Below are 25,910 nucleotides of genomic sequence, written 5' to 3'. Positions count from 1 at the left end.
GCCATGCAGACAAACTTAAGTGAACAAGCCAAGCGTCTGCCGCGTGCTGAAGAAGCCGAAAGCATTTTGCGTTCCTGTGTGCATTGCGGCTTCTGCAATGCGACCTGCCCGACCTATCAATTATTGGGTGATGAACTTGATGGCCCGCGTGGGCGCATTTACCTGATCAAGCAAGTGCTTGAAGGCAATGAGGTCACGGCGAAAACCCAACAGCACCTGGATCGCTGTTTGACCTGCCGTAACTGCGAAACAACCTGTCCTTCTGGTGTTGATTATCACAACTTGCTGGATATCGGGCGCGCGGTAGTGGACGCCGCAGTGCCACGCCCCGCGGGTGATCGCATGTTGCGTGAGGGCCTGCGCTTGCTCACCCCGCATCCGGCGTTGTTTAAATCCCTGACTCAAGTGGGGCAGGTGTTCCGACCGCTGTTGCCTGAAACCCTGAAAAACAAATTACCGCGGCAGGTGCGTCCGGCCAAAGCGCGCCCTGCTGTTAGCCATGGGCGCCGGGTATTGATGCTTGAAGGCTGTGTGCAGCCCGGCTTGTCACCCAATACCAATGCCGCAGCCGCCCGAGTGCTGGATAAGCTGGGCATCAGCGTTACACCTATTCAACAAGCCGGTTGCTGTGGTGCGGTGGATTACCACCTGAATGCGCAGGAGGCCGGTCTTGATCGCGCCCGGCGCAACATTGATGCCTGGTTACCTGCAATAGAGTCTGGCGCTGAAGCGATTGTGCAAACCGCCAGCGGCTGCGGCGCGTTCGTTAAAGATTACGCGCACATGCTTAAGCACGACCCGGCATACGCTGCCAAAGCCGAACGGGTGAGCGCCCTCACCAAAGACTTGGTTGAGGTGATGCGTGATGAGCCGGTTGAGAGCCTTGGCGCGGCTTCTGAAACGCGCTTGGCCTTTCATTGCCCCTGCACGTTGCAACATGCGCAGAAGCTTGGTGGTGCCGTTGAAAATGTACTTCAACGCATTGGTTTCAACCTCACCAGCGTGCCTGATAGCCATCTTTGCTGTGGCTCGGCGGGAACCTATTCCTTGACTCAACCGCAGCTGTCGAAACAGCTGCGGGACAACAAGATGAATGCCCTTGAGAGTGGTAAGCCCGAGGTCATCGTCACCGCTAACATCGGCTGTCAGACCCATTTGGATGGTGCAGGACGCACGCCAGTTAGACACTGGATCGAACTGGTCGAAGAAGCCCTTAATTAGGATCTATGTCATGCAAAGCAAAGCTATTTTGAGTCAACAGGAAGTGAGCCAGATTATCGCAGCAGCGCGTAAGGAAGCTCAGCAAAACCAGTGGGCAGTCAGTATTGCTGTCGTCGACGATGGCGGTCACCCGCTGGCGCTGGAGCGGCTGGATGGCTGCGCGCCAATTGGTGCTTATATTGCCACTGAAAAGGCCCGCACCTCGGCGCTGGGACGACGTGAGACCAAGAGTTACGAAGACATGGTTAATGGCGGGCGCAATGCATTTCTCTCGGCCCCGCTGCTGACCACATTGGAGGGTGGGGTTCCGGTGATTATCGATGGCCAGGTTGTTGGTGCAGTTGGTGTTTCAGGGGTTAAAGCCGACCAGGACGCCCAAGTAGCCAAAGCTGGCGTACAAAGCCTGATTTAAATTGATTTTAGGGTGTGGCGCTAGAGCGCCGCCCCAGTCGCAATTAGTGGAGTTTGATGATGAGTAACCGCCTGCAAGTAGCCGCCAACCTGCAACGCTTTGTCGACGAAGAAGTGCTGCCGGGCACGGGGATTGAGTCTGTCGCGTTTTGGGCGGGTTTTGATGAGTTGGTGCATGATCTGGCGCCAATCAATCGCGAACTATTAGCCCAGCGTGATCGCTTGCAGGTCGAACTCGATGACTGGCACCGTGCCAATCCTGGCCCGGTCAGTGATATGCCAGCGTATCGCAAATTCTTAGATTCTATTGGTTACTTGCAAGCGCAGCCGGAAACGGTCAGCGTCAGTACTCGCAATGTCGACAGCGAAATCAGCAGTCAGGCAGGCCCGCAACTGGTGGTGCCGGTGATGAATGCGCGGTATGCGTTGAACGCTGCCAATGCACGCTGGGGCTCGTTGTACGACGCACTCTATGGCACTGATGCAATCTCTGAGGCTGACGGTGCCACTAAGGGCCCGGGTTACAACCAGGTGCGGGGTGCCAAGGTCATTGCTTTTGCACGTAATGTGTTGGACCAGGCTGCGCCATTAGCCAATGGCTCTCACGTTAATTCGGTACGCTACACAGTGGTCGGCGGCCAGTTGCAGGTTGGTCTTGAAGACGGTTCATCGGTTGGCTTGCAGGCGCCAGAGCAGTTTGTAGGCTTGCAGGGTTCGGCCGACTCACCGACGGCCATCCTGCTGAAAAACCATGGCCTGCACATCGAAATTCAGATTGATCCCAGCAGCCCAATCGGTAAGACCGATGCGGCTGGGGTTAAAGATTTGCTGATTGAGGCGGCGCTATCGACCATTCTTGATTGCGAAGACTCGGTGGCGGCTGTCGATGCTGACGATAAGGTGGTGATTTATCGCAATTGGCTCGGCTTGATGAAAGGTGATCTGACTGAAACCTTGGAGAAGGGTGGTAAGCAGATTGTTCGCCGACTCAACCCTGATCGTCAGTACCAGACCGGCGCAGGTGCCGAGTTGACATTGCACGGTCGCTCTCTGATGTTCGTGCGTAATGTCGGCCACTTGATGACCAATCCGGCGATTCTCGATGGCCATGGCAACGAAATTCCCGAAGGTATCCTCGACGGTGTGATGACCAGCCTGATTGCCTTGCATGACCTGCAACGCAAGGGAAACTCACGCACTGGCAGTGTCTATATCGTTAAGCCCAAGATGCATGGTCCGGCAGAAGTCGCATTTGCCGATCAGTTGTTTGGTCGTATTGAGTCCCTGTTGGGCATGGCCAAGAACACCTTGAAAATGGGCATCATGGATGAGGAACGTCGCACCAGTGTTAACCTCAAAGCCTGTATTGCTGCGGCCTCTGAGCGCGTGGCTTTCATCAACACGGGCTTCCTTGATCGCACCGGTGATGAAATGCACACGGCGATGGAAGCCGGGCCAATGTTGCGCAAGGGCGATATGAAGTCGACGCCATGGATTCAAGCCTACGAGCGTAACAATGTGCTGGTCGGCTTGGCCTGTGGCCTGCGTGGTAAAGCGCAAATCGGCAAGGGCATGTGGGCCATGCCGGATTTAATGGCCGATATGCTGGTGCAAAAAGTCGGACATCCAAAAGCCGGCGCAAATACTGCGTGGGTGCCTTCACCCACTGCCGCAGTGCTGCATGCGCTGCATTACCACCAAATTGATGTACAAGCGGTGCAGCGTGAGTTGGAGTTGATCGACCTTAATGCGCAACGCGACAGCCTGCTTAAAGACTTGCTCAGCGTGCCGGTGGCGGTTGAGCCAAGCTGGACTGAAACCGACATTCAGCAAGAATTGGACAATAACTGCCAAGGCATATTGGGTTACGTCGTGCGCTGGGTTGAACAGGGCGTTGGTTGCTCGAAAGTGCCGGATATTCATAACGTGGGCTTGATGGAAGATCGCGCTACTTTGCGTATCTCCAGCCAACACATTGCTAACTGGCTGCGCCACGGGATTGTCAGCCCACAGCAAGTTGAAGCGAGCTTGCAGCGCATGGCGGCAGTGGTTGACCAGCAAAATGCTGGCGATCCACTCTACCAGCCGATGGCACCTGATTTTGCCACGTCGGCAGCGTATTTAGCCGCCAGTGATCTAGTGTTTAAAGGTCGCGAGCAACCCAGCGGTTACACCGAACCTTTGCTGCATGCATGGCGTCAGCGTTTCAAGCTGAAACATGCCTGAGAAACAACCGTAATACCTGGCCCCGACCGTTTTTAGCGATCGGGGCTTTTGAGCATTGGCGTCGCCTTCGGTTATACGCTGGAGTTGGCGTCATCTAGTCTTGGGTAGACCACCCAAGACTGAGTGCGTGGCGCCGGGTAAGACCCGGAAAATATGTGGTTCACAAAAAGAACAAGGAACCAAGCTAATGAGTCAAACACTGTTGTCCATATTGGCCTTTGTGCCATTGATACTCGCGGGCGTATTACTGATTGGCTTTCGTTGGCCAGCCAAGTACGCGATGCCCGTGGTCTTTATCCTTACCGCAATTATCGGTCTTTCGGCGTGGGATATGTCCCTGGTCCGGGTTGTTGCCTCAAGCTTGCAGGGGTTGATTCTGACTGCTGCAATCTTGTGGATCATCTTCGGCGCAATTCTGCTGCTAAACACCCTGAAGCATTCGGGTGGTATCAGCGCGATTCGCCGCGGCTTCTCGGGCATTAGCCCAGATCGTCGGGTGCAGGCGCTGATTGTTGCTTGGCTGTTTGGTTGCTTTATCGAAGGTGCATCGGGTTTCGGTACACCAGCAGCTGTGGCAGCTCCCTTGCTGGTCGCACTAGGCTTCCCGGCATTGGCAGCAGTGGTTTTGGGCATGATGGTGCAGTCGACACCAGTATCCTTCGGTGCAGTGGGTACGCCGATGCTGGTGGGTGTTGTCGGTGGTCTGGACAAAACCGGTATGACTGAGCAACTGGCCGCAGTGGGCAGCAGCTGGGACATCTTCTTTCAGATGATCGTTTCTCGTGTGGTTATCATGCACGGCCTGATCGGGATTCTGATGCCGCTGTTTATGCTGGCAATCATGACGCGCTTTTTCGGCAAGAACCAATCGTGGAAAGAAGGCCTGCAAATGGCTCCATTCGCGATCTTTACCGGTTTAGCCTTCTCGCTGCCCTACATGGCTGCAGGCGTTTTCCTCGGGCCAGAGTTCCCCTCGATGATCGGTGCGCTGGTCGGCTTGGCAATTGTGATTCCAGCTGCAAAAGCAGGCTTCTTGCTGCCTAAGCAAACCTGGGACTTTGCCGATGCCAAAGACTGGCCAGCCGAGTGGATGGGCAAGATCGAGATGAAAATCGACGATATTGCCGGCAAAGCCCCGATTTCAGTACCTATGGCTTGGGCGCCTTACTTGCTGTTGGCGGTGTTTCTCGTGGCTTCACGGGTATTCCCTGAGCTTAAAGCAGCGCTCAGTGCAGTCAGCTTTGGCTGGACTGATATTCTCGGTGAAACAGGTGTTTCGGGCTCCATTCAACCCTTGTTTCTGCCAGGCGGCATTCTGTGTATCGTCGTGCTGGTGACTTTCTTCCTGCACCGTATGCGCCTCTCCGAATTGGGCGCTGCTATCAGTGAGTCGAGTCGCACCTTGCTCGGCGCTGGTTTTGTGTTGATCTTCACTATTCCGATGGTGCGAATTTTGATCAACTCAGGCGTCAATGGCTCAGACCTGGTGTCGATGCCAGTGGCAATGGCGCAGCTTGTAGCGGATAGCGTGGGCGGGATTTATCCGCTGTTCGCGCCTGCTGTAGGTGGTCTAGGGGCCTTTATTGCGGGTTCTAACACCGTTTCCAACCTGATGCTGTCGCAGTTCCAGTACAACGCGGCTGGCTTGCTTGGGGTTTCCGGGGCGATGATGGTGGCTGCGCAATCCGTCGGTGCTGCTGCCGGTAACATGATCGCCATTCACAACGTCGTGGCTGCATCGGCGACCGTCGGCTTGCTGGGTCGTGAAGGCATCACCTTGCGCAAAACCATGTTGCCGACGCTTTATTACCTCTTGGCAGCCGGTAGCTTGGCGCTGATTGCGATGTACGGCATGAACATCAGTGACCCATTGCATGTTACTGGCTAAAACCTGAAGCAGACCTGCTATTGCCCGTCTTGCGGCGGGCGATACTCATTTTAAAACCTAGAGGCTGTTGATGTTTCTCGAGTCTCATCTCGCGCCAGAGCAGGCTCCGGCGCGACTGTGGACGAAACATCAGCAGTCCCGAGTATTCGTCGTTAGATGGCTTGGCGCACGGGCACAATTACGGTAGCGTTCCGCGCATAACCGTGAGATTCACCTGAGGTTGATATGAAGAAGTGGCAGTGCGTGGTATGTGGTCTTATTTACGATGAGCGCTTGGGCTGGCCAGATGACGGCATTGCGCCGGGAACGCTATGGCAAGATGTACCAGAAGACTGGTTGTGCCCAGACTGTGGCGTAGGAAAGATGGATTTCGAGATGATTGAAATCGGTTAATCTGCCGCTCACGTGGAACAACCTTGTTGGTTATACACTGGCCAGGTTTTATCAAAACGGTGACCCTTTCGGTCGCCGTTTTTTATGGCAATTTTTAGGCACTGCTGGGTTTGATTTGGCGCATGAAGAATAATTGGTTAAGGTCGTTTGGCATTAATCCTTTGCGCACCTCATCTGTAAACGCTATGCGCAATTGGCAATTTGTTGCCTGCAGCCTTTTCATCACCCAGCTGCAACCCGCTGTGGCGCCAGTGCGCGACAGGCATCTACTCAAAGGAAACAACGTATGAGCGCACCTGTAGTCATCGTCGGTACTGGTTTGGCCGGCTACAACCTGGCCCGTGAATTTCGTAAGCTCGACAGCGAAACACCGTTACTGCTGATTACTGCCGATGACGGGCGTTCGTACTCAAAACCGATGCTGTCGACCGGTTTTGCAAAGAATAAAGATGCCGATGGCTTGAGCATGGCGGAGCCAGGGGCGATGGCTGATCAGCTCAAGGCAGAAGTGCGTACCCATACCCGTATTACTGGGATTGATGCGGGTCACAAGCAATTGTGGGTCGGTGAAGAAGCGGTTCCCTATCGCGACCTGATTCTGGCGTGCGGTGCACAGGTGATTCGGGTACCGGTTGAGGGTGACGCCCAGGATGCGATTTTCCCGATCAACGATCTTGAAGATTATGCAAAGTTTCGCAGCGCCTCTGTGGGTAAGAAGCGTGTGCTGTTAATGGGTGTGGGTTTGATTGGCTGTGAGTTTGCCAATGACCTGACGCTGGGCGGTTATCAGGTTGAATTGGTCGCACCCTGTGAACAAGTGATGCCAGCTTTACTGCATCCCGCAGCTGCCACAGCCGTACAGACTGCGCTTGAAGGCTTGGGCGCACGTTTTCACTTAGGCCCGGTACTGGCTAGTCTCAACCACAAGGGGGAGGCACTTGAGGCGCATTTATCCGATGGTACGGTCATCGAGTGTGATCTGGTGCTTTCCGCAATCGGCCTGCGTCCGCGAACCGAGCTAGCAACTGCCGCTGGGTTGCAGGTTAATCGCGGGGTCATGGTTGACCGCCAGTTGGCTACCTCTCACGCCAATATCTATGCCTTGGGTGATTGCGCTGAAGTCGATGGCCTGAACTTGCTCTACGTCATGCCACTGATGACCTGCGCCCGTGCATTGGCCCAGACGCTGGCTGGCAATCCGACAAGTGTCAGTTACGGTGCCATGCCCGTGACCGTTAAAACCCCGGCTTGCCCATTGGTGGTTTCACCACCTCCGCTTGGTCAGCATGGTGAGTGGACAGTTGTAGGCAGTGGGTCTGACATCAAGGCACTCTGTCATGATGGCTCTGGCGCACTACTGGGTTACGCGCTAACAGGTACGGCCGTCCAAGAAAAACTCGCTCTAAATAAGGCACTTCCAGCCCTGTTGGCGTAAATAGCAGTTGATCTGTCGGTTACGCCACAAAATTGCCTGACTTAACTGCCGATCAGTACTGGCGCTGCACCTAATCGCGTGCCATTCTCCTTCAGTCTGCCGCAGCGCAGAGCTGTTGCGGCGCCTTGGGCGTTGCTCTTGGAGCAGCACGGACACAACAAAAACAAACCGTCAAAGGGGCAATTATGCGTAAACCAGAACTCGCCGCCGCAATCGCGGAAAAAGCTGATCTGAGTAAAGATCAGGCAAATCGTGTACTAAACGCCGTACTGGAAGAAATCACGGGTGCACTCAATCGTAAAGACAGTGTGACCCTGGTTGGCTTCGGTACTTTCATACAGCGCCATCGCGGTGCTCGTACGGGTAAGAACCCACAAACCGGTGAACCAGTAAAAATTAAAGCCAGCAACACAGTGGCGTTCAAACCGGGCAAGTCCCTGAAAGACGCGGTGAACTGAGTCGTAATCGTTTCACTTTATGTGGATAGATTCTGAAAAGCCCCGTACTCCGGGGCTTTTTGGTTTTTGCTGAAAAGCATTTCCCTCTGGCACCTGTAGCAAGGCCGCCCGATCCGTTATTGAAGCCTTAGCTGCGCCTAGACTGAGCGGTTATGGCGCTGTATGGGGCTGCTCAGAAAGCCCTGTCCACTTGAGCTGATTTTGTCGAGGTTCTCCGTACCCGCGCCTCTTATTGGCGGCAATAGGCACCTGTTCTCACAACGCTTTAGGCTGGATGTAGTCCTTGCGTCAAACCGCTACAATGCGCCGCCGTATCCTATTCTCTGTCGAGGCTGTGCACATGAAGTTCCGTTTTCTCCTGTGGATGTTGGGCCGTCTGATGGCTAAGGCGAGCCGTGAAAATCCCAAGTTTCAAGAACAGCTTGTTGACCGCGACATGGTCTTTCAACTGCATACCCTTGACGGCAAAATTGCGCGCCACTTCATTGTTAAGGATCAGCGCATCAGCAGTAAACGTGGCCCAGCGGTAGAGCCTGCATTTGCTCTCGGTTTCAAAGATGGTGCCTACGGCTTCGCAACCATGAATGCCAAGAACAAGCAGTTGGCCTTTATGCAAGGTATTCAGAACAAAGACATTCAGATTCAAGGCAACCCAGCGTTGGTGATCTGGTTTCAAGGTCTGACTAAATACCTGGTGCCGAAGAAATCAGGTAGCGCAAAAAAGGCAGCTTAGCGCGCATTTGTCGGTGCTGAGACTGTTCGGCACTGGCAACATTGGGTAGTGTGCAGGCATTGTTTTCAAGTCACCAAGCCTTCGCTTGAGCTTTAAACCTGTACTCTCGGAAGCTGATTAATGCGTATTTTGCTGACTTTGCTGATCTTGGCTATTGCCCCTTTGACTCAGGCCGCATCTTCCAAGGTTGAGGACTTCGCTGCTGTATTTGAGTTGTCTGGCGTGTGTTTGCTCTGTGATCAAACATTGCCTTTGGTACAGCGAGGGCTGGATGACCAGCAGCGCGCCCAAGTCGACAAGCTATTTGCTGGGGACAAGCTCTGCAGCGATCTGGCCAAAGCGCTTGCACCGCAGATTGATCAGGCCCAGTTAGAGCAGGCGCGGCAGCTGCTGAGCAGCCCATTGGCGCAACATTTCACCCTGGCTGAGCGGGCAGTTGCGGGCGATGGTGCGCAGCAGCTTACAAGCTATCGCAAGCAGCTTGCGGATCGGCCGCCTAGAAAAAGTCGGCAGGAGTTGGTGCAGCGCCTTGATAAAGCCGCCCGGACCACACAGATGGCGACCTTGCTACGGTATGAGTCGGGTAAGACGCAGGCGCTGATGGCGCTGAAGTCACGCGGAGAAACACTCGATGAGCAGGCCTTGAGCGCCAAAACGGTTGAACATCAGCAAGCGCTGCATGATTCAAGTCAGCAAGCAGTCGAGAGTTATATGCTGTTTGCCTATCGGCGCATTCCCAGTGACCAACTTATTGAATACGCCGCTTTGTATGAGCAACCGTCAGTCAAGCAGTTGCTCGACCTTAGCTTACAGGCATTGCCTGCGCTATTTGCTGAGCGCAGAGCGCAGCTGCCTTGAAAACCCTGTTTGTCCCACAGCCATAGATCAAGCAGCGATGGGCTGGTGAGTCAATAGATGGGCATGTGTCGCCATTAGTGGTGGCTGAAAAAGCGTCAGCCACCCGACGAGACCTTGGACCGAGCCGCTTAATGAGTTGGGTGGATCAATGATGCCAATTCGCGCAACGCCACTTCGGCGGCGAGTACTTCGCTGACCACAGCTTCAGCTTTATCGCGATTAATCTGCAGGGAGTCGAGCAGGCTCTGCGGTACATCGGAACATGGCCCGGAGCCTATTCCGCGGTTGCGCAGCAAGTGAACGGCAAGGTTGACTAACCTTGGATACGCCGCATTCACGTCGTTGTAGTCAGGGTCATTCTGAAAGCGCAGCGCGTTTGCCAATTCTTCTGGCATGTCCCATGAGCGCATCAGCCATGCACCGATTTGATCACTGCTGATGCCCAGCAGGTGATGCTCGATGTAGTTGTGCGTCAGGTGTGGGTTGGCCTCAATGTGCCGGCAAATCAGCGACAGGTGCGGAGGGAAAACGTGGGCCAAAACCAAGTAACCGAAGTTATGCAGCAAGCCTGCAAGGTAGGTCAAGCCTGCTTCTGGACGCTCCGCGCGAGGCATGCTGCGGGTCAGTCCCTCAATTACTGCGGCGGTATAAATTGCTTGGTGCCAGTAAGGTGTTGATTGCTGTGGCTGATCTTTGGGTAGGCTCAGGGTTTTGCCCATGGCCAGGCCCAGCGCTAGGTTTATCACCAGGTCAAAGCCAAGCACGCGGACAATGGCATCTTCAACTGAGCGGATCTTGCCGGGTGCTGCGTAATAGGGAGATGCAGCCCAGCTGATCACTTGTGCGGCGAGTGCCGGGTCTGTTTCGACAACGCCGGTGATGTCGTCGATTGTGGCATTGGGGTCAACACGCAATTTGATGATTTTTTGCGCGGACTCAGGCAGCGGTGGAATCTCGATGGCTTCTTCAAGGCGTTGTTGGATACGCCTTGCGGTAAAGGCTTGTACGGCGTGAGTGATTTCACGGCGGTCATCGTCTGGGCGATCGAGGTTAAGCTTGATGTTCTTAAGCGGCTCACCGAGTAAGGCTGCGCTGGACTTGTTCAGCAGTACCTGGAAATCGGCACTGGCGATTTCCAGCAGGAGACCACTTTGTCCCGACTCAATGAACACTGAGGGCGCTTTGAGTAAGCGGTCATCATAAAGGCATGGTGAGTTGAGCAAGGGAGGCAGAGCAGGCAACTCTGATAGGTCGTGCTTGCTGAGCATGCGTTGCTGGCGTTCTGCTGTGACCGTAACCAGCTTGCGCCCTGTCAGGTCTGCAAGGCGGTTCAGGTCAAGTAGCTGGTCTTGGCTGAACAGTACCAGCAGCGGCCCGACAGCATCTTCAAGCATCACCGCTTGCACACATTGCGCCGCAGGCAGGTTGTTGTGTTTACGGCGAACGCTGAATGTCACCCCAAGCTTTTGCAGAAATTGCCCAATAACCAAAGGCGGTTGCAGTGGGTTTTCAAGTGCGGTGTTGGCTTCATTCATTAGAAAATCCGACGTTAATGCGCGAGTAAAAACAACAAACCTAGTTCAAAAAAGTTAATGCGGGTTGCTGACGGCGTCTAGGGCCATTGTATCGGCCGCATAACAACAAGCTATACCGCTGGTCGTCAAACCTGGCCGTATTGCTGACCATGACGAAGCCAGCGGTGCAGGAGTGGGCTGACATGATCCGGCCAATCTTGCAGCAATTGTTGGGCAGCATCTCTGACCGCAGGCAATAAATCTGCATCTCGCATTAGGTCGGCAACCTTGAATTGCAGCAAGCCAGTCTGACGAGTGCCGAGCATTTCACCTGGGCCGCGTAATTCCAAGTCTTTTTCGGCGATTATAAAGCCATCGCTGGTCTCTCGCATGATGCCCAAGCGCTGGCGACCAATCTGCGACAGGGGCGGATGATAAAGTAGTACGCAATGACTTGCCGCGCTGCCGCGCCCGACCCGGCCACGCAGTTGGTGCAATTGAGCAAGGCCAAGGCGTTCGGGGTTCTCGATAATCATCAAGCTTGCGTTGGGCACATCGACGCCGACTTCAATCACTGTTGTGGCGACCAGTAACTGTAATTGGCCCTGTTTGAAGCGGTCCATCACCGCAGCCTTTTCTGCGGGCTTCATACGGCCGTGAATCAAGCCAACATGCAAGCCGCCGAGTGCTGCGCTCAGGTCTTCAAAGGTGGTTTCTGCGGCCTGACAGGTCAGTTCCTCTGATTCCTCAATCAAGGTGCAAACCCAGTAGGCTTGGCGACCTTCATTGCAGGCTGAGCGAACCCTGTCGACCACTTCAAGGCGGCGGCTATCGGCCACCAACACGGTATTGACCGGTGTTCTCCCTGGCGGTAATTCGTCCAGGATAGAGGTGTCGAGGTCAGCGTAGGCGCTCATAGCCAGCGTGCGGGGGATGGGCGTTGCGGTCATGATCAATTGATGCGGGCACATGCGCCCGCCAACACCTTTTTGACGCAAGGCCAAGCGTTGCTGTACGCCAAAACGGTGCTGTTCGTCGATGATCACCAATGCCAGGCGAGCGAATTTCACTTCATCCTGAAACAGTGCGTGTGTGCCGACTACCATGGGCACGCCACCGGCTATTTGCTCCAGCGCTGCGGCTCGGGTTTTGCCCTTGAGCTTACCGGCCAGCCAGGCGACATCAAGGCCCAGCGGTGCAAGCCATTTGCTGAAGTTAATGAAGTGTTGCTCGGCTAGAATTTCGGTCGGCGCCATCAGTGCAACTTGATAACCCGCCTCTAATGCTTGCAGCGCAGCAAAGGCGGCGACCACGGTCTTACCCGCCCCGACATCGCCCTGAACCAGCCGTAGCATCGGTTCAGGTTGGGCCAGATCATAGGCCACCTCCGCGCCTACGCGACGCTGAGCACCTGTCGGTTGAAAGCCCAGGTGATCGAGAAACAGTGCGGGCAAGCGAGATGCGACGGGTAATTCGGGCGCTTTTTGAGCGCGCAGACTTTCGCGCAGACGTTGCAGAGATAATTGGTGGGTCAGCAGTTCTTCAAATGCCAAACGGTGTTGCGCCCAGTGTCGGCCTTCAGCAAGTTCCTCAAGGTCGGCATCTGGCGGTGGCCGGTGCAAGTAGCGGATTGCTTGATCCAATGGCTGGAGCTGATATTCCTCGGCGAGTGCTGCCGGCAACCAATCGGGCAGGCTGTGTGGGCCAAGGCGAGCAAGGGTTTGCTCACTGAGTTGGCGCAGGCGTTGTTGAGTCAGCCCCTCAGTCGTCGGGTAGATGGGCGTTAGGGTTTGCTCGACAGCAATAGGCTCTGTGCCGGAGGTGGCGCGGTATTCCGGGTGGTAAATTTCCAGCCCTGATGAGCCTGGGCGGACTTCGCCGTAGCAGCGCACGTGAGTACCGCGCTTGAGGCCTTCTTTCTGCGCTTGGCTGAAATGGTAGAAGCGCAGGCTTAAGGTTCCGCTGCCATCTTGTAGACGGACAAGCAAACTGCGCCGACGGCCCATGACGATATCGGCGCCCGCTACAACGCCTTCAACTACGGCATCCTGACCGGGACGCAATGCACCAATTGGCACGATGCGAGTACGGTCTTGGTAGCGCAGGGGCAGGTGGAACAAGACATCTTGGAGCGTTTCCAGTCCGACTTTTGCCAGCTTCTCAGCCAACGCCGCGCCAACGCCTTTCAGCGCGGTGACTGAAACCGCTGCTAACTCCGTCATGCCAATCCTTAATCGTTTGGCGTCTGTGGTTTTACCACTGAGCAAAGCCGAATCGAGTCTGCCAGAATTTCAATCGCTTTTGGCCGTGGAAAACTGGCGCGCCAGGCAATTGCAACCGTGCGAAATGGCGTGGGAGCTGTCAACGGTCGTACTTCAATCACACCCGGTGCGTAATGATGGCTGTTGACTGCCGAGAGCGGCAAGATCGACACACCCAGGCCGGATGCAACCATGTGGCGGATGGTTTCCAGCGAGCTGGATTCAACCGTGGTGTGCTTGGCGTTGTTGTCGCCACCCTTGCGCAGGGCGGGGCATGCTTCCAGCACTTGGTCACGGAAGCAGTGGCCTTCGCCCAGCAGCAACAGGCTCTTGTCGTTAAGCAACTTGCTGTCGATGCTTTTCAGCTCAGTCCAGGGGTGCCCAGCTGGGAGAAGCGCATAAAAGGGTTCATCGTAGAGCGGCAGCGTCAGTACATCCGCCTCCTGGAAAGGCAGCGCGATAATGACGGCATCCAACTCCCCGGTGCGCAGTTTATCGCGCAGCACATGGGTGAAGTTTTCTTCGATGTACAAAGGCATCTGCGGTGCAACGCGATGCAATTGCGGGATAAGGTGCGGGAACAGGTAAGGTCCGACGGTGTAGATGGCACCAATTTTCAACGGCGCGGCCAGTTGGTTTTTACCGGCTTGGGCCAGCTCACGGATGCCTTGAGCCTGTTCAAGCACCTTTTGCGCTTGGGTCACAATGCCTTCTCCGACAGGGGTCAGGCGCACTGCACTTTTACTGCGCTCGAATATCAGAACGCCGAGCTCATCTTCAAGTTTCTTTACGCCAACCGACAGTGTTGGCTGGCTGACGTGGCAGCGTTCAGCCGCACGGCCGAAATGCTGTTCATGAGCCAAGGTGACTATGTAGCGCAGTTCAGTCAGAGTCATAGTATTTATCCATTGAGTTGCGGCTAAGCATAGCCTTTGCAATGCGTGGAACCAACAGCGCTAAACTGTAAGGCAAATAAATAGTGGGGGTTTTGGTGATGACAGGGTCACAGGTATTGATTGCTGGCTGCGGTGATGTCGGCACGCGGCTGGGCCTACAACTGGCTAACGAGGGCTGGACAGTCTACGGTCTACGCCGTTCGGTGCAGGAGCTTCCGGTCGCTATAACCCCCGTCGCCGGTGATTTGAGTGCCTCCCAATGCCCTGCGGACTGGCCACAGGGGTCGCTTGATTATGTGGTGTACAGCGCTGCGGCCACTGTGCACGATGAGGCCGGGTATCGCACTGCCTATTTGGATGGCCTGCGTCATGTTTTGGCATGGTTGGTTCAACACGGGCAAACCCCCAAGCGCCTGCTGTTTGTGTCGAGCAGTGGGGTGTATGGCCAGCAAGAGGGTAATTGGATAGATGAAACCTCTGCTGCAGAGGCGACAAGTTTTTCCGGCAGGATCATGCGAGAAGCTGAGCAGTTGGCGCTGAACTCGGGTTTTGGCGCAACGGTGGTGCGTCTAACTGGAATCTATGGACCGGGCCGTGAATGGTTACTCAATCAGGTACGCCAAGGCTACCGCGTTGCCAGCGAGCCACCCCTGTATGGCAACCGTATACATGTTGATGATGCTGCTGGTTTGCTTGCGTTTCTATTGCAGGCCGACGCTAAGGGTGTGGCACTGCAGGATTGTTATATCGGTGTTGATGATGCACCTGCACCGTTGCATGAAGTGGTGGCATGGTTGCGTGAGCAGCTTGGGGTTAGCCATTGGGACGAAGCGTCAACGGTACGTCGGGCGGGGAGCAAGCGTTGCAGTAATGCACGCGCTAAAAAGCTGGGCTGGACCCCCAAATACGCAAGTTATCAACAGGGCTATGGGGCGATACTGCAGGGCGTGGCTAAGAACTGATCAGCTGAGGCGCTACTTATGGCCAGCGCGATTGCTGGCCATAAGTTGGCGTTGGACTTATTCGATAACCAGAATCGCGTCCATTTCTACCTGCGAGCCTTTTGGCAGCGCGGCAACACCAATCGCTGCACGAGCCGGGTAAGGTTGTTCAAAATAACGGCCCATCACTTCGTTCACTGTGGCGAAGTGCGACAGGTCGGTGAGGAAGATGTTGAGCTTGACGATGTCTTTAAATGAGCCGCCAGCGGCTTCGGCAACAGACTTCAGGTTCTCGAACACCTGAACGGTCTGGGCTTCGAAGCCTTCAACCAATTCCATGGTTTTAGGGTCGAGTGGGATCTGGCCGGACATATACACGGTGTTACCCGCTTTGATCGCCTGCGAGTAAGTGCCGATGGCTGCTGGTGCTTTGTCGCTGGTGATTACGCTTTTGCTCATGGAATGCTCCTTGTGAGTGAAAGGCAGGCTGGTGCCTCTCAGAGTTAGCTATTTGCGAGCTGCGCTTAGGCCTTGACGCGGGTGATGCGCATCACACCTTTGAGTGCGCGCAGCTTTTTAATGACGCGGGCCAGGTGCACGCGGTCATGCACGCTGACCACAAGCTGTACCACGCTGATACGACCGTCGCGTTCGTCCATGCTGATCTTCTCGATATTGCCGTCAGCGCCATTAACACTGCTCGCCAGCAAGGCAATCAGGCCGCGTTGATGCTCAAGCTCAACACGCAGTTCAACATTGAATTCGCCGGTGACATCTTTGGCCCACGACAACTGAATGCATTTTTCCGGATTGTTGCGCACATCGCCGATATTACGGCAGGTTTCGAGGTGCACAACCATGCCTTTACCGGCTGAAAGATGGCCGACAATTGGATCGCCTGGAATCGGTGTGCAGCACTTGGCATAGCTCAACACCAAGCCTTCAGTGCCGCGAATCGCCAGCGGGCTTTCAGTATTGGGCAGCTCTTCGCCTTCAGTGGCCAGCAAGCGGCGCGCGACCACGTAGGCCATGCGATTGCCCAGGCCGATGTCTTCGAGCAGGTCTTCAATAATTTCCAGCTTGTACTCATTGAGTGCATGCTGAATACGCTCGGCCGGGATCTTCTCCAGGCTAAATTCGAAGCTGGCCAGTACTTTATTGAGCAAGCGCTCGCCAAGGTTGATCGACTCGGAGCGGCGTTGCTGCTTGAGGGCGTGACGAATATGGGTCCGGGCTTTGCCCGTGACCACAAAATTAAGCCATGCCGGGTTCGGGCGTGCACCAGGGGCGCTGACGATCTCTACCGTCGAGCCACTTTCAAGCGCCTGAGACAAGGGTGCGAGGCGGCGATTGATACGGCAGGCAATACAGGTATTGCCGACGTCAGTATGCACCGCATAAGCGAAATCGACCGCGGTGGAGCCTTTTGGCAGCTCCATGATGCGACCTTTAGGGGTGAAGACGTAGACCTCATCCGGGAACAGGTCGATCTTCACGCTCTCGATAAATTCCAGCGAGTTGCCCGCACGCTGCTGCATTTCCAGTACGCCTTTAACCCACTGGCGAGCACGTGCATGCGTACCTTTGGGTTGTTCGTCGTCATTGGATTTGTACAGCCAGTGAGCTGCAATCCCGTTATTGGCCATCTCTTCCATTTCGCGGGTGCGGATCTGGATTTCGATGGGCACGCCGTGCATACCGAACAAGGTAGTGTGCAGCGATTGGTAGCCGTTGGCCTTGGGGATCGCGATGTAGTCTTTGAAGCGTCCGGGCAAAGGCTTATATAAGTTATGCACGGCGCCGAGCACGCGATAGCAAGTATCGACTTTATCCACCACGATCCGGAACGCATAAACGTCCATGATTTCGTTGAAGGCTCGGCGTTTGCCGCGCATTTTCTGATAAATGCCGTAAAGGTGCTTCTCGCGCCCAAGCACACCGCCTTCGAGGCCTTCGCGCTCGAGGCAGTGAACCAGCGACTCTTCAATCTTGTTAACAATCTCTTTGCGGTTGCCGCGCGCGCGTCTTACGGAGGCGCGAATCAGCTCAGAGCGCATCGGGTGCATGGCTTTAAAGCCAAGATCCTCAAACTCCACGCGCATGCTGTGCATGCCGAGACGGTTGGCAATGGGGGCGTAAATTTCCAGGGTTTCTTTGGCGATGCGTCGGCGTTTTTCGCCACTCAACACTTCAAGCGTGCGCATGTTGTGCAAGCGGTCGGCGAGCTTGACCAAAATCACGCGAATATCGCGGGCCATGGCCATGGCCATTTTCTGGAAGTTTTCAGCCTGAGCTTCAGCTTTGGTCTCGAAGTTCATCTGGGTCAATTTGCTGACCCCGTCGACCAGTTCCGCTACGGACTCGCCAAACTGCGCTTGCAGGGCTTCCTTAGCGATACCGGTGTCTTCGATGACGTCATGCAGCATCGCGGCCATCAGGCTTTGATGGTCCATGTGCATTTCAGCAAGGATGCAGGCGACTGCCAGCGGGTGCGTGACGTAGGCTTCGCCACTGCGGCGGCGTTGACCGTCGTGGGCTTGCTCAGCGTAGAAATAGGCTCGGCGGACCAAGTTGACTTGGTCGGGGCCGAGGTAGGTCGAAAGTCGCTCGGCGAGGGCGTCTAGGCTCGGCATGAGATTTTCTCCTGCTGAGCGTTGTGACCCTGCGCCTTGCGACGTCGACCCGGCATAGGCTTACTGAGACTCGTTAGCCTCGTCCTCGAAGGCGGCAAATAGCGGCTCTTCTTCGACGATCTCGTCTTGGGCAATAACGTCGTAATCAACCAGGCCAGCAGCAATTTCACGCAGCGCAACTACGGTTGGCTTGTCGTTTTCCCAAGCCAGTTTTGGCTCTTTGCCGCCAGTGGCGAGTTGACGCGAACGCTTGGTGGCCAGCATGACCAGCTCAAAGCGGTTATCAACGTTGTCCAGGCAATCTTCAACGGTAACGCGGGCCATGGTGTTCCTCGTAACAAATGCAAGTAAAGCTGGGCCCGAAAATGGGCAAGCGGACTCAATAGTCTAAAAAATCACCAGCATTAAGGGAAGCTTTAGTTTTGTTGAGCGCTGTATGGCTCAAGCCAGCAGTTCACTGAGCAGGCCAGCGTGGCGCTGCTGTTGTGAATTCTGCTGGAGCTGATTGGCGCGGAAAATCGCTTTCAGGTCGCTCAGCGCATGGGCAAAGTCATCGTTGATGATCAGAAAGTCATACTCAACATAGTGGCTCATCTCGCTCACGGCTTCACGCATGCGCTGTTCAATAATCTCACCGCTGTCCTGGCCGCGATTGGTCAGGCGATGACGCAACGCTTCTTGAGTCGGCGGCAGAATGAAAATTGAACGCGAGTCGGGCATCAACTTGCGGACTTGCTGTGCGCCTTGCCAATCGATTTCAAGGATCAGGTCGTAGCCTTCGGCCAGGGTTTTCTCAACCCAGGTCTGCGAGGTGCCGTAGAGATTGCCAAACACTTCGGCGTGCTCAAGGAATTCATTTTTGTCGAGCATGGCGTGGAACTGCTTGCGATCGACAAAGTGGTAGTTCTCCCCGTGAGTTTCGCCTGGTCGCATCGTCCGGGTGGTGTGCGAGACCGAGACACGAATCATCGCCTCGCTGTCGATCAGCGCCTTGACCAAACTGGTCTTGCCGGCGCCGGATGGGGCGGAAATGATGTAAAGGGTGCCGGTGGTAAGGCTCATGATTGCATCCTAAAAAAGCGGTTTGCCAAGCGTAGCAGCGTCTGGCGGCACATTATAAATATGTTGCCAGCGCCTGTATCCGCCACGTCACTCAATGTTTTGTACCTGTTCACGCATCTGCTCAATCAGCACCTTAAGGTTAACCGCGGCCTGTGTGCTGCGCGCATCGAATGCCTTGGAGCCAAGTGTATTGGCTTCACGGTTAAGCTCTTGCATTAGAAAATCTAGACGCCGACCGGCTGCGCCTGGCGTTTTCAGGACCCGGCGCACTTCTGTCACGTGGGTGCTGAGGCGGTCGAGCTCTTCGGCTACATCACTTTTTTGCGCGAGTAGCACCATTTCCTGTTCCAGGCGCTGCGGGTCCAGTTCGGCTTGCATCTCTTTGCAGCGGTCAAGGATCTTCTGCCGCTGAGTGCTTAGCATCAACGGGACCAATTCGCGCAGCGCTTCGACCTCACTGGTGATGCCGTCCAAGCGGTCGCTGAGCAACTTGGCCAGCTCTTCGCCTTCGCGTGCGCGGCCTTGTTTCAGTTCATCAAGGGCCTGCTTGAAGCTGCTCATGGCTGCTTTATTGAGCGCCTGCGGATCTGCCGAGTCAGCAACCAATACGCCTGGCCAGCCAAGCACTTCAAGAGGGTTGAGGGGGGCCGGTTGTTTGATCAGCCCGGCGACCGTCTCGGCGGCAGCAATCAATTGTGCGGCGCGCGCCTGGTCCAGCTGCAGGGGTTTGCCGCTGCTTTCCTCGGTAAAACGCAAGGTGCATTCCAGTTTGCCGCGCGAAAGCCCTTGGCGCAGCGATTCACGCACGGCGCCTTCAAGGTCGCGAAACGCTTCCGGGAGCCTCAAGTGCGGCTCAAGGTAACGGTGATTGACCGAGCGAAGCTCCCAGCTGAGGGTTCCATGGGCCGTCACCTGTTCGGTGCGGGCGAAGGCAGTCATGCTGTGGATCATGCGCGAACCTCTAAATGAGTTGGGCTGGAAAGGTGCGAGATTGTAGCGCAGTGCGTCGATCCGACCCAATTGGTCATGTCGTCGTAGCCCCTGGCGTCTTATACTGTCGGACAGATTTCAATACAGAGCAGGTATTCCTTGATGAAACGTCCAAGTGGCCGCGCCGCTGATCAACTCCGTGCAGTCCGTATCACCCGTAACTACACCAAGCACGCGGAGGGTTCCGTGTTGGTTGAGTTTGGTGATACCAAAGTGATTTGTACGGTCAGCGTCGAGTCTGGCGTACCGCGCTTCCTCAAAGGTCAGGGCCAAGGTTGGTTGACGGCTGAATACGGCATGCTGCCGCGCGCCACTGGGGATCGCAATCAGCGTGAAGCCAGTCGTGGCAAGCAGGGTGGTCGCACCTTGGAAATTCAGCGCCTGATCGGCCGTTCGCTGCGGGCTGCGCTGGATATGTCCAAGTTGGGCGAGTTCACCTTGTATGTCGATTGCGACGTGATTCAGGCCGATGGCGGGACTCGCACGGCTTCGATCACAGGCTCCATGGTCGCTTTGATTGATGCGCTGAAGATGATCAAGAAACGTGGCGGCCTTAAAAACGGCGACCCACTCAAGCAAATGATTGCGGCGGTGTCGGTTGGCATGTATCAGGGTGAACCTGTGCTCGACCTCGATTACCCTGAAGATTCAGCCGCCGAGACTGATCTGAACGTGGTCATGACCAACGCTGGCGGCTTTATTGAAGTGCAAGGTACCGCTGAAGGTGCACCATTCCAGCCGCAGGAACTCAATGCCATGCTCGAATTGGCGCAAAAGGGTATGAACGAGCTGTTTGCTATTCAGCAAGCGGCGTTGGCTGACTAAACTCAAGCGCGGAGGCCATGATGGAAGAGCACGCACCCGTACCGACTCCAAGCCAGGACGCGCGTCAGTGGGCTATGTTTTGTCACTTCGCAGCCTTTCTTGGTTTCGTTTTCCCGTTCGGTAATCTGATCGGCCCGTTAGTGGTCTGGCAGATCAAAAAGGACCTTGATCCTTTTGTGGATGAGCAGGGCAAAGAAGCGCTGAATTTTCAGATCAGTATCAGCATCGCGTTTGTGATCAGCATGTTGTTGATGCTGGTGGTGATTGGCTTTGTGTTGACCACGCTGGTGGCAATTGTTGGTTTTGTGCTGGCGGTCATCGCCGGGGTCAAGGCGAACGAAGGCCAGTCATACCGCTACCCCTTCTGCTGGCGCATCGTTAAATAGGCGTCAGTCAGGCACAAAAAAACCGGCATTAAGCCGGTTTTTTTGTACCTGATGGTGTTACACGCTGAGAATCCAGTCGTAATCAACCATCAGTGGCGCGTGCTGCGAAAAGCGTGGTTGACGCGGCAGGCGGGCACTGCGAACGGTGCGGCGCATGCCAGATGTCAGCAGTTGATAGTCGAAGCGGTAGCCCAGGTTAAGCATTTCAGCTTGCTCGCTGTCAGGCCACCAACTGAACTGCTCACCCTCACGGCTAACCTCACGCAGGGCATCGACATAGCCCATGGTGTTGGTTATTTCGTCCATCCACGCTCGCTCAGGCGCCATAAACCCCGGCGACTGTTGGCAGTCGCGCCAGTTTTTGGCGTCGAGCTTCTGATGCGCCACATACAGCGAGCCACAATAAATGTACTCGCGGCGCTTGCGACGCTGCTTGTCTAGGTAACTGGTAAATTCGTCCATGAACTTGAATTTTTGATTCAAGCTCTCGTCCCCGTTGAGCCCCGATGGCAACAACAAGGTGGCGATACTTACTTTGTCGAAATCTGCTTGCAGGTAGCGCCCATAACGATCGGCTGCTTCAAAGCCTAAACCGCTAATCACCGCCTTGGGTTGTAACCGCGAATACAGCGCCACACCACCTTGGTCTGGAACTTCTGCGTCGCATGCATAGAGGAAATAGCCATCCAATTGGAAGGCTTGGTCGTCCAGCTCAAAGGCGGAGGCGCGGGTATCCTGCAGGCAAATCACGTCGGCATTCTGTGCTTGCAGCCAACTGAGCAAACCGCGCTCGACTGCAGCATGAATACCATTCACGTTCACACTGATGATCCGCATAAATGGCCCCCAAAAACACGTGGGTGTATGATACCCGAGGTCGCCATTTTTAGCTAAATTACTAGCCTCATCTGTGTATTTCAGGACAATTAATGCAAGCCTACCAGCGCGATTTTATTCGTTTTGCCATTGAGCGCGGTGTTCTGCGCTTTGGGTCGTACACCCTTAAATCGGGGCGTACAAGCCCATATTTCTTCAACGCGGGCTTATTTGACAGCGGTTTGGCGCTGGCTCAGTTGGGGCGTTTTTATGCCGCAGCCGTAGTGGATAGTGGCATCGATTTTGACGTGATTTTTGGCCCGGCTTACAAAGGAATCCCTCTGGCAGCCACAACGGCGGTCGCCTTGGCCGAGCATCATCAGCTTGATAAACCCTGGTGCTTCAACCGCAAAGAGGCAAAAGACCACGGCGAAGGGGGGACTTTGGTTGGTGCCCCGCTGGCTGGCAAAGCACTGATTATTGATGATGTGATTACGGCCGGTACGGCGATCCGTGAAGTCATGCAAATCATTAAATCGCAGAACGCACACTGTGCTGGCGTATTGATTGCATTGAATCGCCAAGAGCGCGGCCAAGGTGAGCTTTCGGCCATTCAAGAAGTTGAGCGAGACTTTGCAATGCCTGTGGTCAGTATTGTTTCGCTGGAGCAGGTACTTGAGTATCTGGCAGAAGATGCTGAACTTAAACAGCACCTGCCTGCGGTAGAAGCCTACCGTGCTCAATACGGAATCTAAGACCAATAATTAAGGACGTGATTGTGCTGAAACCGGTTTTGCGTTGCTGTTCGCTATTTCTATGCTTACTGCTATCGGTTGCGGCCAATGCAGGCGATTTACTGTATCGCTACACCGATAGCCAGGGTGGCGTGGTTATAAGCCGTCAGGGCGTGCCGCCGGAATCTATTGGTCGGGGTTATGAAGTCCTTAATGATCAGGGCCGCGTGGTGCAGGTGATTGCACCTGCGCCAACCCTTGAAGAGCGCCAGCGGCTGCTCAAGGAAAAGGCGCGGGCCAGTTCTGACGCCCAGCTAAAACGGCTCTACAGTACGCCTGAAGATATTGATCGCGCGCGTGATCGTAAGCTGGCCGAGCTTGATGGAGTCATTAGCGTGGCCCGCAGCAATCTGCAATCCGTGCGGACTCAGCAGGCTAACTATCAAGCGCAGGCCGCTGATTTCGAGCGCAGTGGGCGCGATGTCCCTGAAAGTTTGCTGGTGCAGATCAATAACCAAAAGGTCGAGCAAAAGCGTTTGATTAGCGATATCAAGCGCTATGAAACCGTTCGTAAGCAGTCTGAAGCCAGCTTCAATGCAGACCGTGCGCGGTTCGCGGAGATTATGTCACGCTGATAGGCATGGCGCTGAGTCGGGTGGGCGGTTGACTCGTTTCAGGCCTGGTATTCCAGCGGGCGGACACGCTTCGCGGAGTCCAGCCTGGTAAGCCACTTTGGCAAAAAACGTCTTTTATCGCCCTAAAGTGTCAATTGCGCAGCCGATCAGCACAAGCAGTGCTGACCGGCTGGCATGCCTTTAATGGCGTTTGCGGTTGCAAATCTGGGTGCCGACACCGCTGTCGGTGAAAATTTCCAGCAGCACTGCATTGGGTACGCGGCCATCGATGATGTGCGCGCTGGTTACACCGCCTTGCACCGCTTCCAGTGCGCAACGAATCTTCGGCAGCATGCCACCATAGATGGTGCCATCGGCAATCAGCTCATCCACTTGCTCGGTGGTCAGGCCTGTCAGCACTTCACCCTGCTTGTTCATCAGGCCAGCGATGTTGGTCAGCAGCATCAACTTTTCAGCTTTGAGTGCTTCGGCCACTTTACCGGCCACAAGGTCAGCGTTGATGTTGTATGACTCGCCATCGGCACCCACGCCGATTGGGGCAATTACCGGAATAAAGTCACCTTTGACCAGCATGTTGAGCAGGTCAGTGTTGATCCCCGTAACTTCACCAACGTGGCCGATATCAATGATTTCAGGCTTGGTCATTTCCGGGGTCTTGCGTTCAACGGTGAGCTTTTTCGCACGGATTAACTCAGCATCTTTACCGGTCAGGCCAATAGCGCTGCCGCCATGACGGTTGATCAGGTTGACGATGTCTTTGTTCACCTGACCGCCGAGCACCATTTCAACCACGTCCATGGTCTGGGCATCGGTGACTCGCATGCCATCGACAAAGTGGCTTTCAATCGACAGGCGCTTGAGTAAGTCACCAATCTGCGGGCCACCACCATGCACCACCACCGGGTTAATACCCACGGCCTTCATCAGCACGATATCGCGAGCAAAGTTGGTTTTTAACTCGTCGCTTTCCATGGCGTTACCGCCATATTTCACCACGAGGGTCTTGCCGACAAAGCGGCGAATGTACGGCAGTGCTTCAGAAAGTACTTTTGCCACTTGGGTAGCGGCATCACGCTCAAAGGTCATGCGGGACTCCATCGCGTTAAAACGGCAATTTGATGTCGGGAGCGAGTGCAGTCATTTGCTCGCGGAAAACCACTTTAATGCGCTCCAGCTCGGCTTCGGTCTCTGCTTCGAAACGCAGTACCAAAACCGGTGTGGTATTGGAGGCGCGCACCAAGCCCCAACCTTTCGGATAATCAACACGTACACCGTCGAGTGTGGTGATGTTGGCATCACCCCATGAGCCTTCACGCTGCAGGCGCTCGATGATCTCGAACTTGTTCTCTTCGGTAACCTGAATATTGATTTCCGGAGTTGAGACGTCGCTTGGGAATGCAGAGAACACATGTTCGGCATCACGTTTGTCCTGGCTGAGGATTTCCAGCAGGCGTGCGGCGCTGTAGATGCCGTCGTCAAAACCGAACCAGCGCTCTTTAAAGAAGATGTGGCCGCTCATTTCACCGGCCAGCAGGGCACCGGTTTCCTTCATCTTTTTCTTGATCAGCGAGTGGCCGGTTTTCCACATTACCGGGCGACCGCCATATCCGCTGATCAGCGGGGTTAAGCGTCGTGTGCACTTAACGTCGAAGATGATATCGGCGCCCGGGTTGCGCGAGACAACATCCTTGGCAAACAGCATCAACAGGCGATCCGGGTAGACCATGGTGCCGGTATTGGTCACAACACCCACGCGGTCGCCATCGCCGTCAAAGGCCAGACCAAGGTCGGCGTTCTCGGATTTAACCTTGGCGATCAGGTCGACCAGGTTCTCTGGCTTGCCTGGATCAGGGTGGTGGTTAGGGAAGTTACCATCGACGTCGCAGAATAGCGGGATAACGGTACAGCCGAGGGCTTCGATCAGTTGCGGGGCGATGACCCCTGCTGCGCCGTTGCCGCAATCAACCACTACTTTGAGGGGCTTGGCGAGGGCGATGTCGTCGCGAATCTGCTTGAAATAGCGATCCAGGACATCAACTTGCTCAACGCTGCCAACACCGCTGGTGAGGTTATTGGTGTCGATACGGGTTTTCAGCGCCAGAATTTGCTCATTGGCCAGAGTATCCCCGGCGATCACAATCTTGAAACCGTTGTAATCAGGTGGATTGTGGCTGCCAGTCAGCATCACTGCGGATTTACCGCTGAGGATATTGGCGGCGTAATACACCACAGGCGTTGGCACCATGCCGACATCGCTCACCGTACAGCCGCTGTCGACCAAGCCTTGAATCAACTGCTCGACCAATTCAGGGCCAGACAGACGGCCATCACGGCCTACCGCGACATCTGGCTCGCCCTTGGCGAGGCTTTCAGAGCCAACCGCGCGGCCAACCCAATAAGCGGTTTCTGCGGTGAGGGTGCGACCGACAACGCCACGGATGTCATAGGCGCGGAAGATATCAGCAGGAAGTTTAGGTGCGGCTTGGGAAGTGCTCATAAAAGGTGACTGCTCCAATCCCAGGAGATCCTGGTCTTCATCGAGAATGTCGATATCGAGAATATCGGTGTCTTGAAATAGCGGGTCGACAAATGTT

General features: G+C 55.2%; 25 protein-coding genes. 14 read left to right on the top strand and 11 right to left on the bottom strand.

The genetic code is table 11. The features are described from left to right. The first annotated feature begins 3 nt into the window (after positions 1–3). The 9 genes from glcF to ACIGCM_RS15950 all read left to right on the top strand — a co-directional run bounded on the left by glcF (position 4) and on the right by ACIGCM_RS15950 (position 9,623). On the top strand, positions 4–1,221 hold the full coding sequence (glcF, locus tag ACIGCM_RS15990; protein WP_397503060.1) for a glycolate oxidase subunit GlcF: 1,218 nt from the start codon (positions 4–6) through the stop codon (positions 1,219–1,221). Between the two features lie 10 nt (positions 1,222–1,231). After that, positions 1,232–1,633: a heme-binding protein gene (locus ACIGCM_RS15985; RefSeq protein WP_397503059.1), complete on the top strand. Its 402-nt coding sequence runs from the start codon at positions 1,232–1,234 to the stop codon at positions 1,631–1,633. Between the two features lie 59 nt (positions 1,634–1,692). Beyond that, entirely contained in the window at positions 1,693–3,858 is a 2,166-nt protein-coding gene (locus ACIGCM_RS15980; RefSeq protein WP_397503058.1) for a malate synthase G, read from the top strand. 187 nt (positions 3,859–4,045) lie between these two features. Continuing rightward, complete coding sequence (locus ACIGCM_RS15975) at positions 4,046–5,746, top strand: L-lactate permease (RefSeq protein WP_397503057.1); 1,701 nt, start codon at positions 4,046–4,048, stop codon at positions 5,744–5,746. Between the two features lie 225 nt (positions 5,747–5,971). After that, positions 5,972–6,139 (top strand): rubredoxin, encoded by a 168-nt coding sequence (locus ACIGCM_RS15970; protein ID WP_397503056.1) that lies wholly within the window; start codon positions 5,972–5,974, stop codon positions 6,137–6,139. A gap of 286 nt (positions 6,140–6,425) precedes the next feature. After that, complete coding sequence (locus ACIGCM_RS15965) at positions 6,426–7,574, top strand: NAD(P)/FAD-dependent oxidoreductase (RefSeq protein ID WP_397503055.1); 1,149 nt, start codon at positions 6,426–6,428, stop codon at positions 7,572–7,574. A gap of 185 nt (positions 7,575–7,759) precedes the next feature. Further along, positions 7,760–8,032 (top strand): HU family DNA-binding protein, encoded by a 273-nt coding sequence (locus ACIGCM_RS15960; RefSeq protein WP_010487690.1) that lies wholly within the window; start codon positions 7,760–7,762, stop codon positions 8,030–8,032. Between the two features lie 340 nt (positions 8,033–8,372). Beyond that, positions 8,373–8,765 carry a helicase gene (locus tag ACIGCM_RS15955; protein WP_397503054.1) on the top strand — a complete coding sequence of 131 codons (393 nt, stop codon included), beginning with the start codon at positions 8,373–8,375 and terminating at the stop codon, positions 8,763–8,765. A 120-nt stretch (positions 8,766–8,885) separates the two neighbouring features. Further along, positions 8,886–9,623 (top strand): hypothetical protein, encoded by a 738-nt coding sequence (locus tag ACIGCM_RS15950; RefSeq protein ID WP_397503053.1) that lies wholly within the window; start codon positions 8,886–8,888, stop codon positions 9,621–9,623. A gap of 128 nt (positions 9,624–9,751) precedes the next feature. Here the strand turns inward: ACIGCM_RS15950 and ACIGCM_RS15945 are convergent, their stop codons facing one another. The 3 genes from ACIGCM_RS15945 to ACIGCM_RS15935 all read right to left on the bottom strand — a co-directional run bounded on the left by ACIGCM_RS15945 (position 9,752) and on the right by ACIGCM_RS15935 (position 14,294). Beyond that, positions 9,752–11,158, bottom strand: a complete 1,407-nt coding sequence (locus ACIGCM_RS15945) for an HDOD domain-containing protein (RefSeq protein ID WP_397503052.1) — start codon at positions 11,156–11,158, stop codon at positions 9,752–9,754. A 125-nt stretch (positions 11,159–11,283) separates the two neighbouring features. Then, entirely contained in the window at positions 11,284–13,359 is a 2,076-nt protein-coding gene (gene recG / locus ACIGCM_RS15940; RefSeq protein WP_397503051.1) for an ATP-dependent DNA helicase RecG, read from the bottom strand. A gap of 8 nt (positions 13,360–13,367) precedes the next feature. Then, positions 13,368–14,294, bottom strand: a complete 927-nt coding sequence (locus ACIGCM_RS15935; protein ID WP_397503050.1) for a LysR substrate-binding domain-containing protein — start codon at positions 14,292–14,294, stop codon at positions 13,368–13,370. Between the two features lie 98 nt (positions 14,295–14,392). Between ACIGCM_RS15935 and ACIGCM_RS15930 the strand changes: the two genes are divergently transcribed. Further along, positions 14,393–15,256: an SDR family oxidoreductase gene (locus tag ACIGCM_RS15930; RefSeq protein WP_397503049.1), complete on the top strand. Its 864-nt coding sequence runs from the start codon at positions 14,393–14,395 to the stop codon at positions 15,254–15,256. Between the two features lie 57 nt (positions 15,257–15,313). On the opposite strand, the gene ACIGCM_RS15925 is transcribed toward ACIGCM_RS15930, so the two are convergent. The 5 genes from ACIGCM_RS15925 to ACIGCM_RS15905 form a co-directional block, all read right to left on the bottom strand. Beyond that, entirely contained in the window at positions 15,314–15,694 is a 381-nt protein-coding gene (locus ACIGCM_RS15925; protein ID WP_397503048.1) for a RidA family protein, read from the bottom strand. Between the two features lie 65 nt (positions 15,695–15,759). Next, the gene (gene spoT, locus ACIGCM_RS15920; RefSeq protein ID WP_397503047.1) at positions 15,760–17,868 is read right to left on the bottom strand and encodes a bifunctional GTP diphosphokinase/guanosine-3',5'-bis pyrophosphate 3'-pyrophosphohydrolase; all 2,109 of its coding nucleotides are present in this window, start codon (positions 17,866–17,868) and stop codon (positions 15,760–15,762) included. 60 nt (positions 17,869–17,928) lie between these two features. Continuing rightward, positions 17,929–18,192: a DNA-directed RNA polymerase subunit omega gene (gene rpoZ, locus ACIGCM_RS15915; protein ID WP_010489179.1), complete on the bottom strand. Its 264-nt coding sequence runs from the start codon at positions 18,190–18,192 to the stop codon at positions 17,929–17,931. A 117-nt stretch (positions 18,193–18,309) separates the two neighbouring features. Next, positions 18,310–18,930, bottom strand: a complete 621-nt coding sequence (gene gmk, locus ACIGCM_RS15910; protein ID WP_397503046.1) for a guanylate kinase — start codon at positions 18,928–18,930, stop codon at positions 18,310–18,312. 87 nt (positions 18,931–19,017) lie between these two features. Continuing rightward, a complete protein-coding gene (locus ACIGCM_RS15905; protein WP_397503045.1) occupies positions 19,018–19,881 on the bottom strand; it encodes a YicC/YloC family endoribonuclease in 864 nt (287 codons plus the stop codon). Positions 19,882–20,022: 141 nt separating this feature from the next. Here ACIGCM_RS15905 and rph point away from each other — a divergent pair, with 141 nt between their 5' ends. Then, positions 20,023–20,745: a ribonuclease PH gene (gene rph / locus ACIGCM_RS15900; RefSeq protein ID WP_397503044.1), complete on the top strand. Its 723-nt coding sequence runs from the start codon at positions 20,023–20,025 to the stop codon at positions 20,743–20,745. 20 nt (positions 20,746–20,765) lie between these two features. Beyond that, entirely contained in the window at positions 20,766–21,131 is a 366-nt protein-coding gene (locus tag ACIGCM_RS15895) for a DUF4870 domain-containing protein (protein ID WP_397503043.1), read from the top strand. Between the two features lie 57 nt (positions 21,132–21,188). Here ACIGCM_RS15895 and ACIGCM_RS15890 read toward each other — a convergent pair whose 3' ends face one another. Further along, positions 21,189–21,968, bottom strand: coding sequence for an exodeoxyribonuclease III (locus ACIGCM_RS15890; RefSeq protein ID WP_397503042.1), 780 nt, complete (start codon positions 21,966–21,968; stop codon positions 21,189–21,191). Positions 21,969–22,060: 92 nt separating this feature from the next. Between ACIGCM_RS15890 and pyrE the strand changes: the two genes are divergently transcribed. Beyond that, the gene (gene pyrE / locus ACIGCM_RS15885) at positions 22,061–22,702 is read left to right on the top strand and encodes an orotate phosphoribosyltransferase (RefSeq protein ID WP_397503041.1); all 642 of its coding nucleotides are present in this window, start codon (positions 22,061–22,063) and stop codon (positions 22,700–22,702) included. A 23-nt stretch (positions 22,703–22,725) separates the two neighbouring features. Next, entirely contained in the window at positions 22,726–23,316 is a 591-nt protein-coding gene (locus ACIGCM_RS15880; RefSeq protein WP_397503040.1) for a DUF4124 domain-containing protein, read from the top strand. 180 nt (positions 23,317–23,496) lie between these two features. Here the strand turns inward: ACIGCM_RS15880 and argB are convergent, their stop codons facing one another. Both argB and algC read right to left on the bottom strand, forming a co-directional pair. Further along, complete coding sequence (argB, locus tag ACIGCM_RS15875; protein ID WP_339513758.1) at positions 23,497–24,402, bottom strand: acetylglutamate kinase; 906 nt, start codon at positions 24,400–24,402, stop codon at positions 23,497–23,499. 16 nt (positions 24,403–24,418) lie between these two features. Beyond that, positions 24,419–25,813: a phosphomannomutase/phosphoglucomutase gene (gene algC / locus ACIGCM_RS15870; protein ID WP_397503319.1), complete on the bottom strand. Its 1,395-nt coding sequence runs from the start codon at positions 25,811–25,813 to the stop codon at positions 24,419–24,421. Positions 25,814–25,910: the final 97 nt, after the last annotated feature.

The sequence above is a fragment of the Pseudomonas sp. NPDC078700 genome (assembly GCF_044542375.1).
Taxonomy (GTDB): domain Bacteria; phylum Pseudomonadota; class Gammaproteobacteria; order Pseudomonadales; family Pseudomonadaceae; genus Aquipseudomonas.
This window is presented reverse-complemented; position numbering and strand designations above follow the sequence as displayed.

Excerpts from the sequence above, each read along its gene's own strand:
- glcF (WP_397503060.1), top strand. The coding sequence starts at position 4 with ATGCAGACAAACTTAAGTGAACAAGCCAAGCGTCTGCCGCGTGCTGAA.
- ACIGCM_RS15985 (WP_397503059.1), top strand. The coding sequence starts at position 1,232 with ATGCAAAGCAAAGCTATTTTGAGTCAACAGGAAGTGAGCCAGATTATC.
- ACIGCM_RS15980 (WP_397503058.1), top strand. The coding sequence starts at position 1,693 with ATGAGTAACCGCCTGCAAGTAGCCGCCAACCTGCAACGCTTTGTCGAC.
- ACIGCM_RS15975 (WP_397503057.1), top strand. The coding sequence starts at position 4,046 with ATGAGTCAAACACTGTTGTCCATATTGGCCTTTGTGCCATTGATACTC.
- ACIGCM_RS15970 (WP_397503056.1), top strand. The coding sequence starts at position 5,972 with ATGAAGAAGTGGCAGTGCGTGGTATGTGGTCTTATTTACGATGAGCGC.
- ACIGCM_RS15965 (WP_397503055.1), top strand. The coding sequence starts at position 6,426 with ATGAGCGCACCTGTAGTCATCGTCGGTACTGGTTTGGCCGGCTACAAC.
- ACIGCM_RS15960 (WP_010487690.1), top strand. The coding sequence starts at position 7,760 with ATGCGTAAACCAGAACTCGCCGCCGCAATCGCGGAAAAAGCTGATCTG.
- ACIGCM_RS15955 (WP_397503054.1), top strand. The coding sequence starts at position 8,373 with ATGAAGTTCCGTTTTCTCCTGTGGATGTTGGGCCGTCTGATGGCTAAG.
- ACIGCM_RS15950 (WP_397503053.1), top strand. The coding sequence starts at position 8,886 with ATGCGTATTTTGCTGACTTTGCTGATCTTGGCTATTGCCCCTTTGACT.
- ACIGCM_RS15945 (WP_397503052.1), bottom strand. The coding sequence starts at position 11,158 with ATGAATGAAGCCAACACCGCACTTGAAAACCCACTGCAACCGCCTTTG.
- recG (WP_397503051.1), bottom strand. The coding sequence starts at position 13,359 with ATGACGGAGTTAGCAGCGGTTTCAGTCACCGCGCTGAAAGGCGTTGGC.
- ACIGCM_RS15935 (WP_397503050.1), bottom strand. The coding sequence starts at position 14,294 with ATGACTCTGACTGAACTGCGCTACATAGTCACCTTGGCTCATGAACAG.
- ACIGCM_RS15930 (WP_397503049.1), top strand. The coding sequence starts at position 14,393 with ATGACAGGGTCACAGGTATTGATTGCTGGCTGCGGTGATGTCGGCACG.
- ACIGCM_RS15925 (WP_397503048.1), bottom strand. The coding sequence starts at position 15,694 with ATGAGCAAAAGCGTAATCACCAGCGACAAAGCACCAGCAGCCATCGGC.
- spoT (WP_397503047.1), bottom strand. The coding sequence starts at position 17,868 with ATGCCGAGCCTAGACGCCCTCGCCGAGCGACTTTCGACCTACCTCGGC.
- rpoZ (WP_010489179.1), bottom strand. The coding sequence starts at position 18,192 with ATGGCCCGCGTTACCGTTGAAGATTGCCTGGACAACGTTGATAACCGC.
- gmk (WP_397503046.1), bottom strand. The coding sequence starts at position 18,930 with ATGAGCCTTACCACCGGCACCCTTTACATCATTTCCGCCCCATCCGGC.
- ACIGCM_RS15905 (WP_397503045.1), bottom strand. The coding sequence starts at position 19,881 with ATGATCCACAGCATGACTGCCTTCGCCCGCACCGAACAGGTGACGGCC.
- rph (WP_397503044.1), top strand. The coding sequence starts at position 20,023 with ATGAAACGTCCAAGTGGCCGCGCCGCTGATCAACTCCGTGCAGTCCGT.
- ACIGCM_RS15895 (WP_397503043.1), top strand. The coding sequence starts at position 20,766 with ATGGAAGAGCACGCACCCGTACCGACTCCAAGCCAGGACGCGCGTCAG.
- ACIGCM_RS15890 (WP_397503042.1), bottom strand. The coding sequence starts at position 21,968 with ATGCGGATCATCAGTGTGAACGTGAATGGTATTCATGCTGCAGTCGAG.
- pyrE (WP_397503041.1), top strand. The coding sequence starts at position 22,061 with ATGCAAGCCTACCAGCGCGATTTTATTCGTTTTGCCATTGAGCGCGGT.
- argB (WP_339513758.1), bottom strand. The coding sequence starts at position 24,402 with ATGACCTTTGAGCGTGATGCCGCTACCCAAGTGGCAAAAGTACTTTCT.
- algC (WP_397503319.1), bottom strand. The coding sequence starts at position 25,813 with ATGAGCACTTCCCAAGCCGCACCTAAACTTCCTGCTGATATCTTCCGC.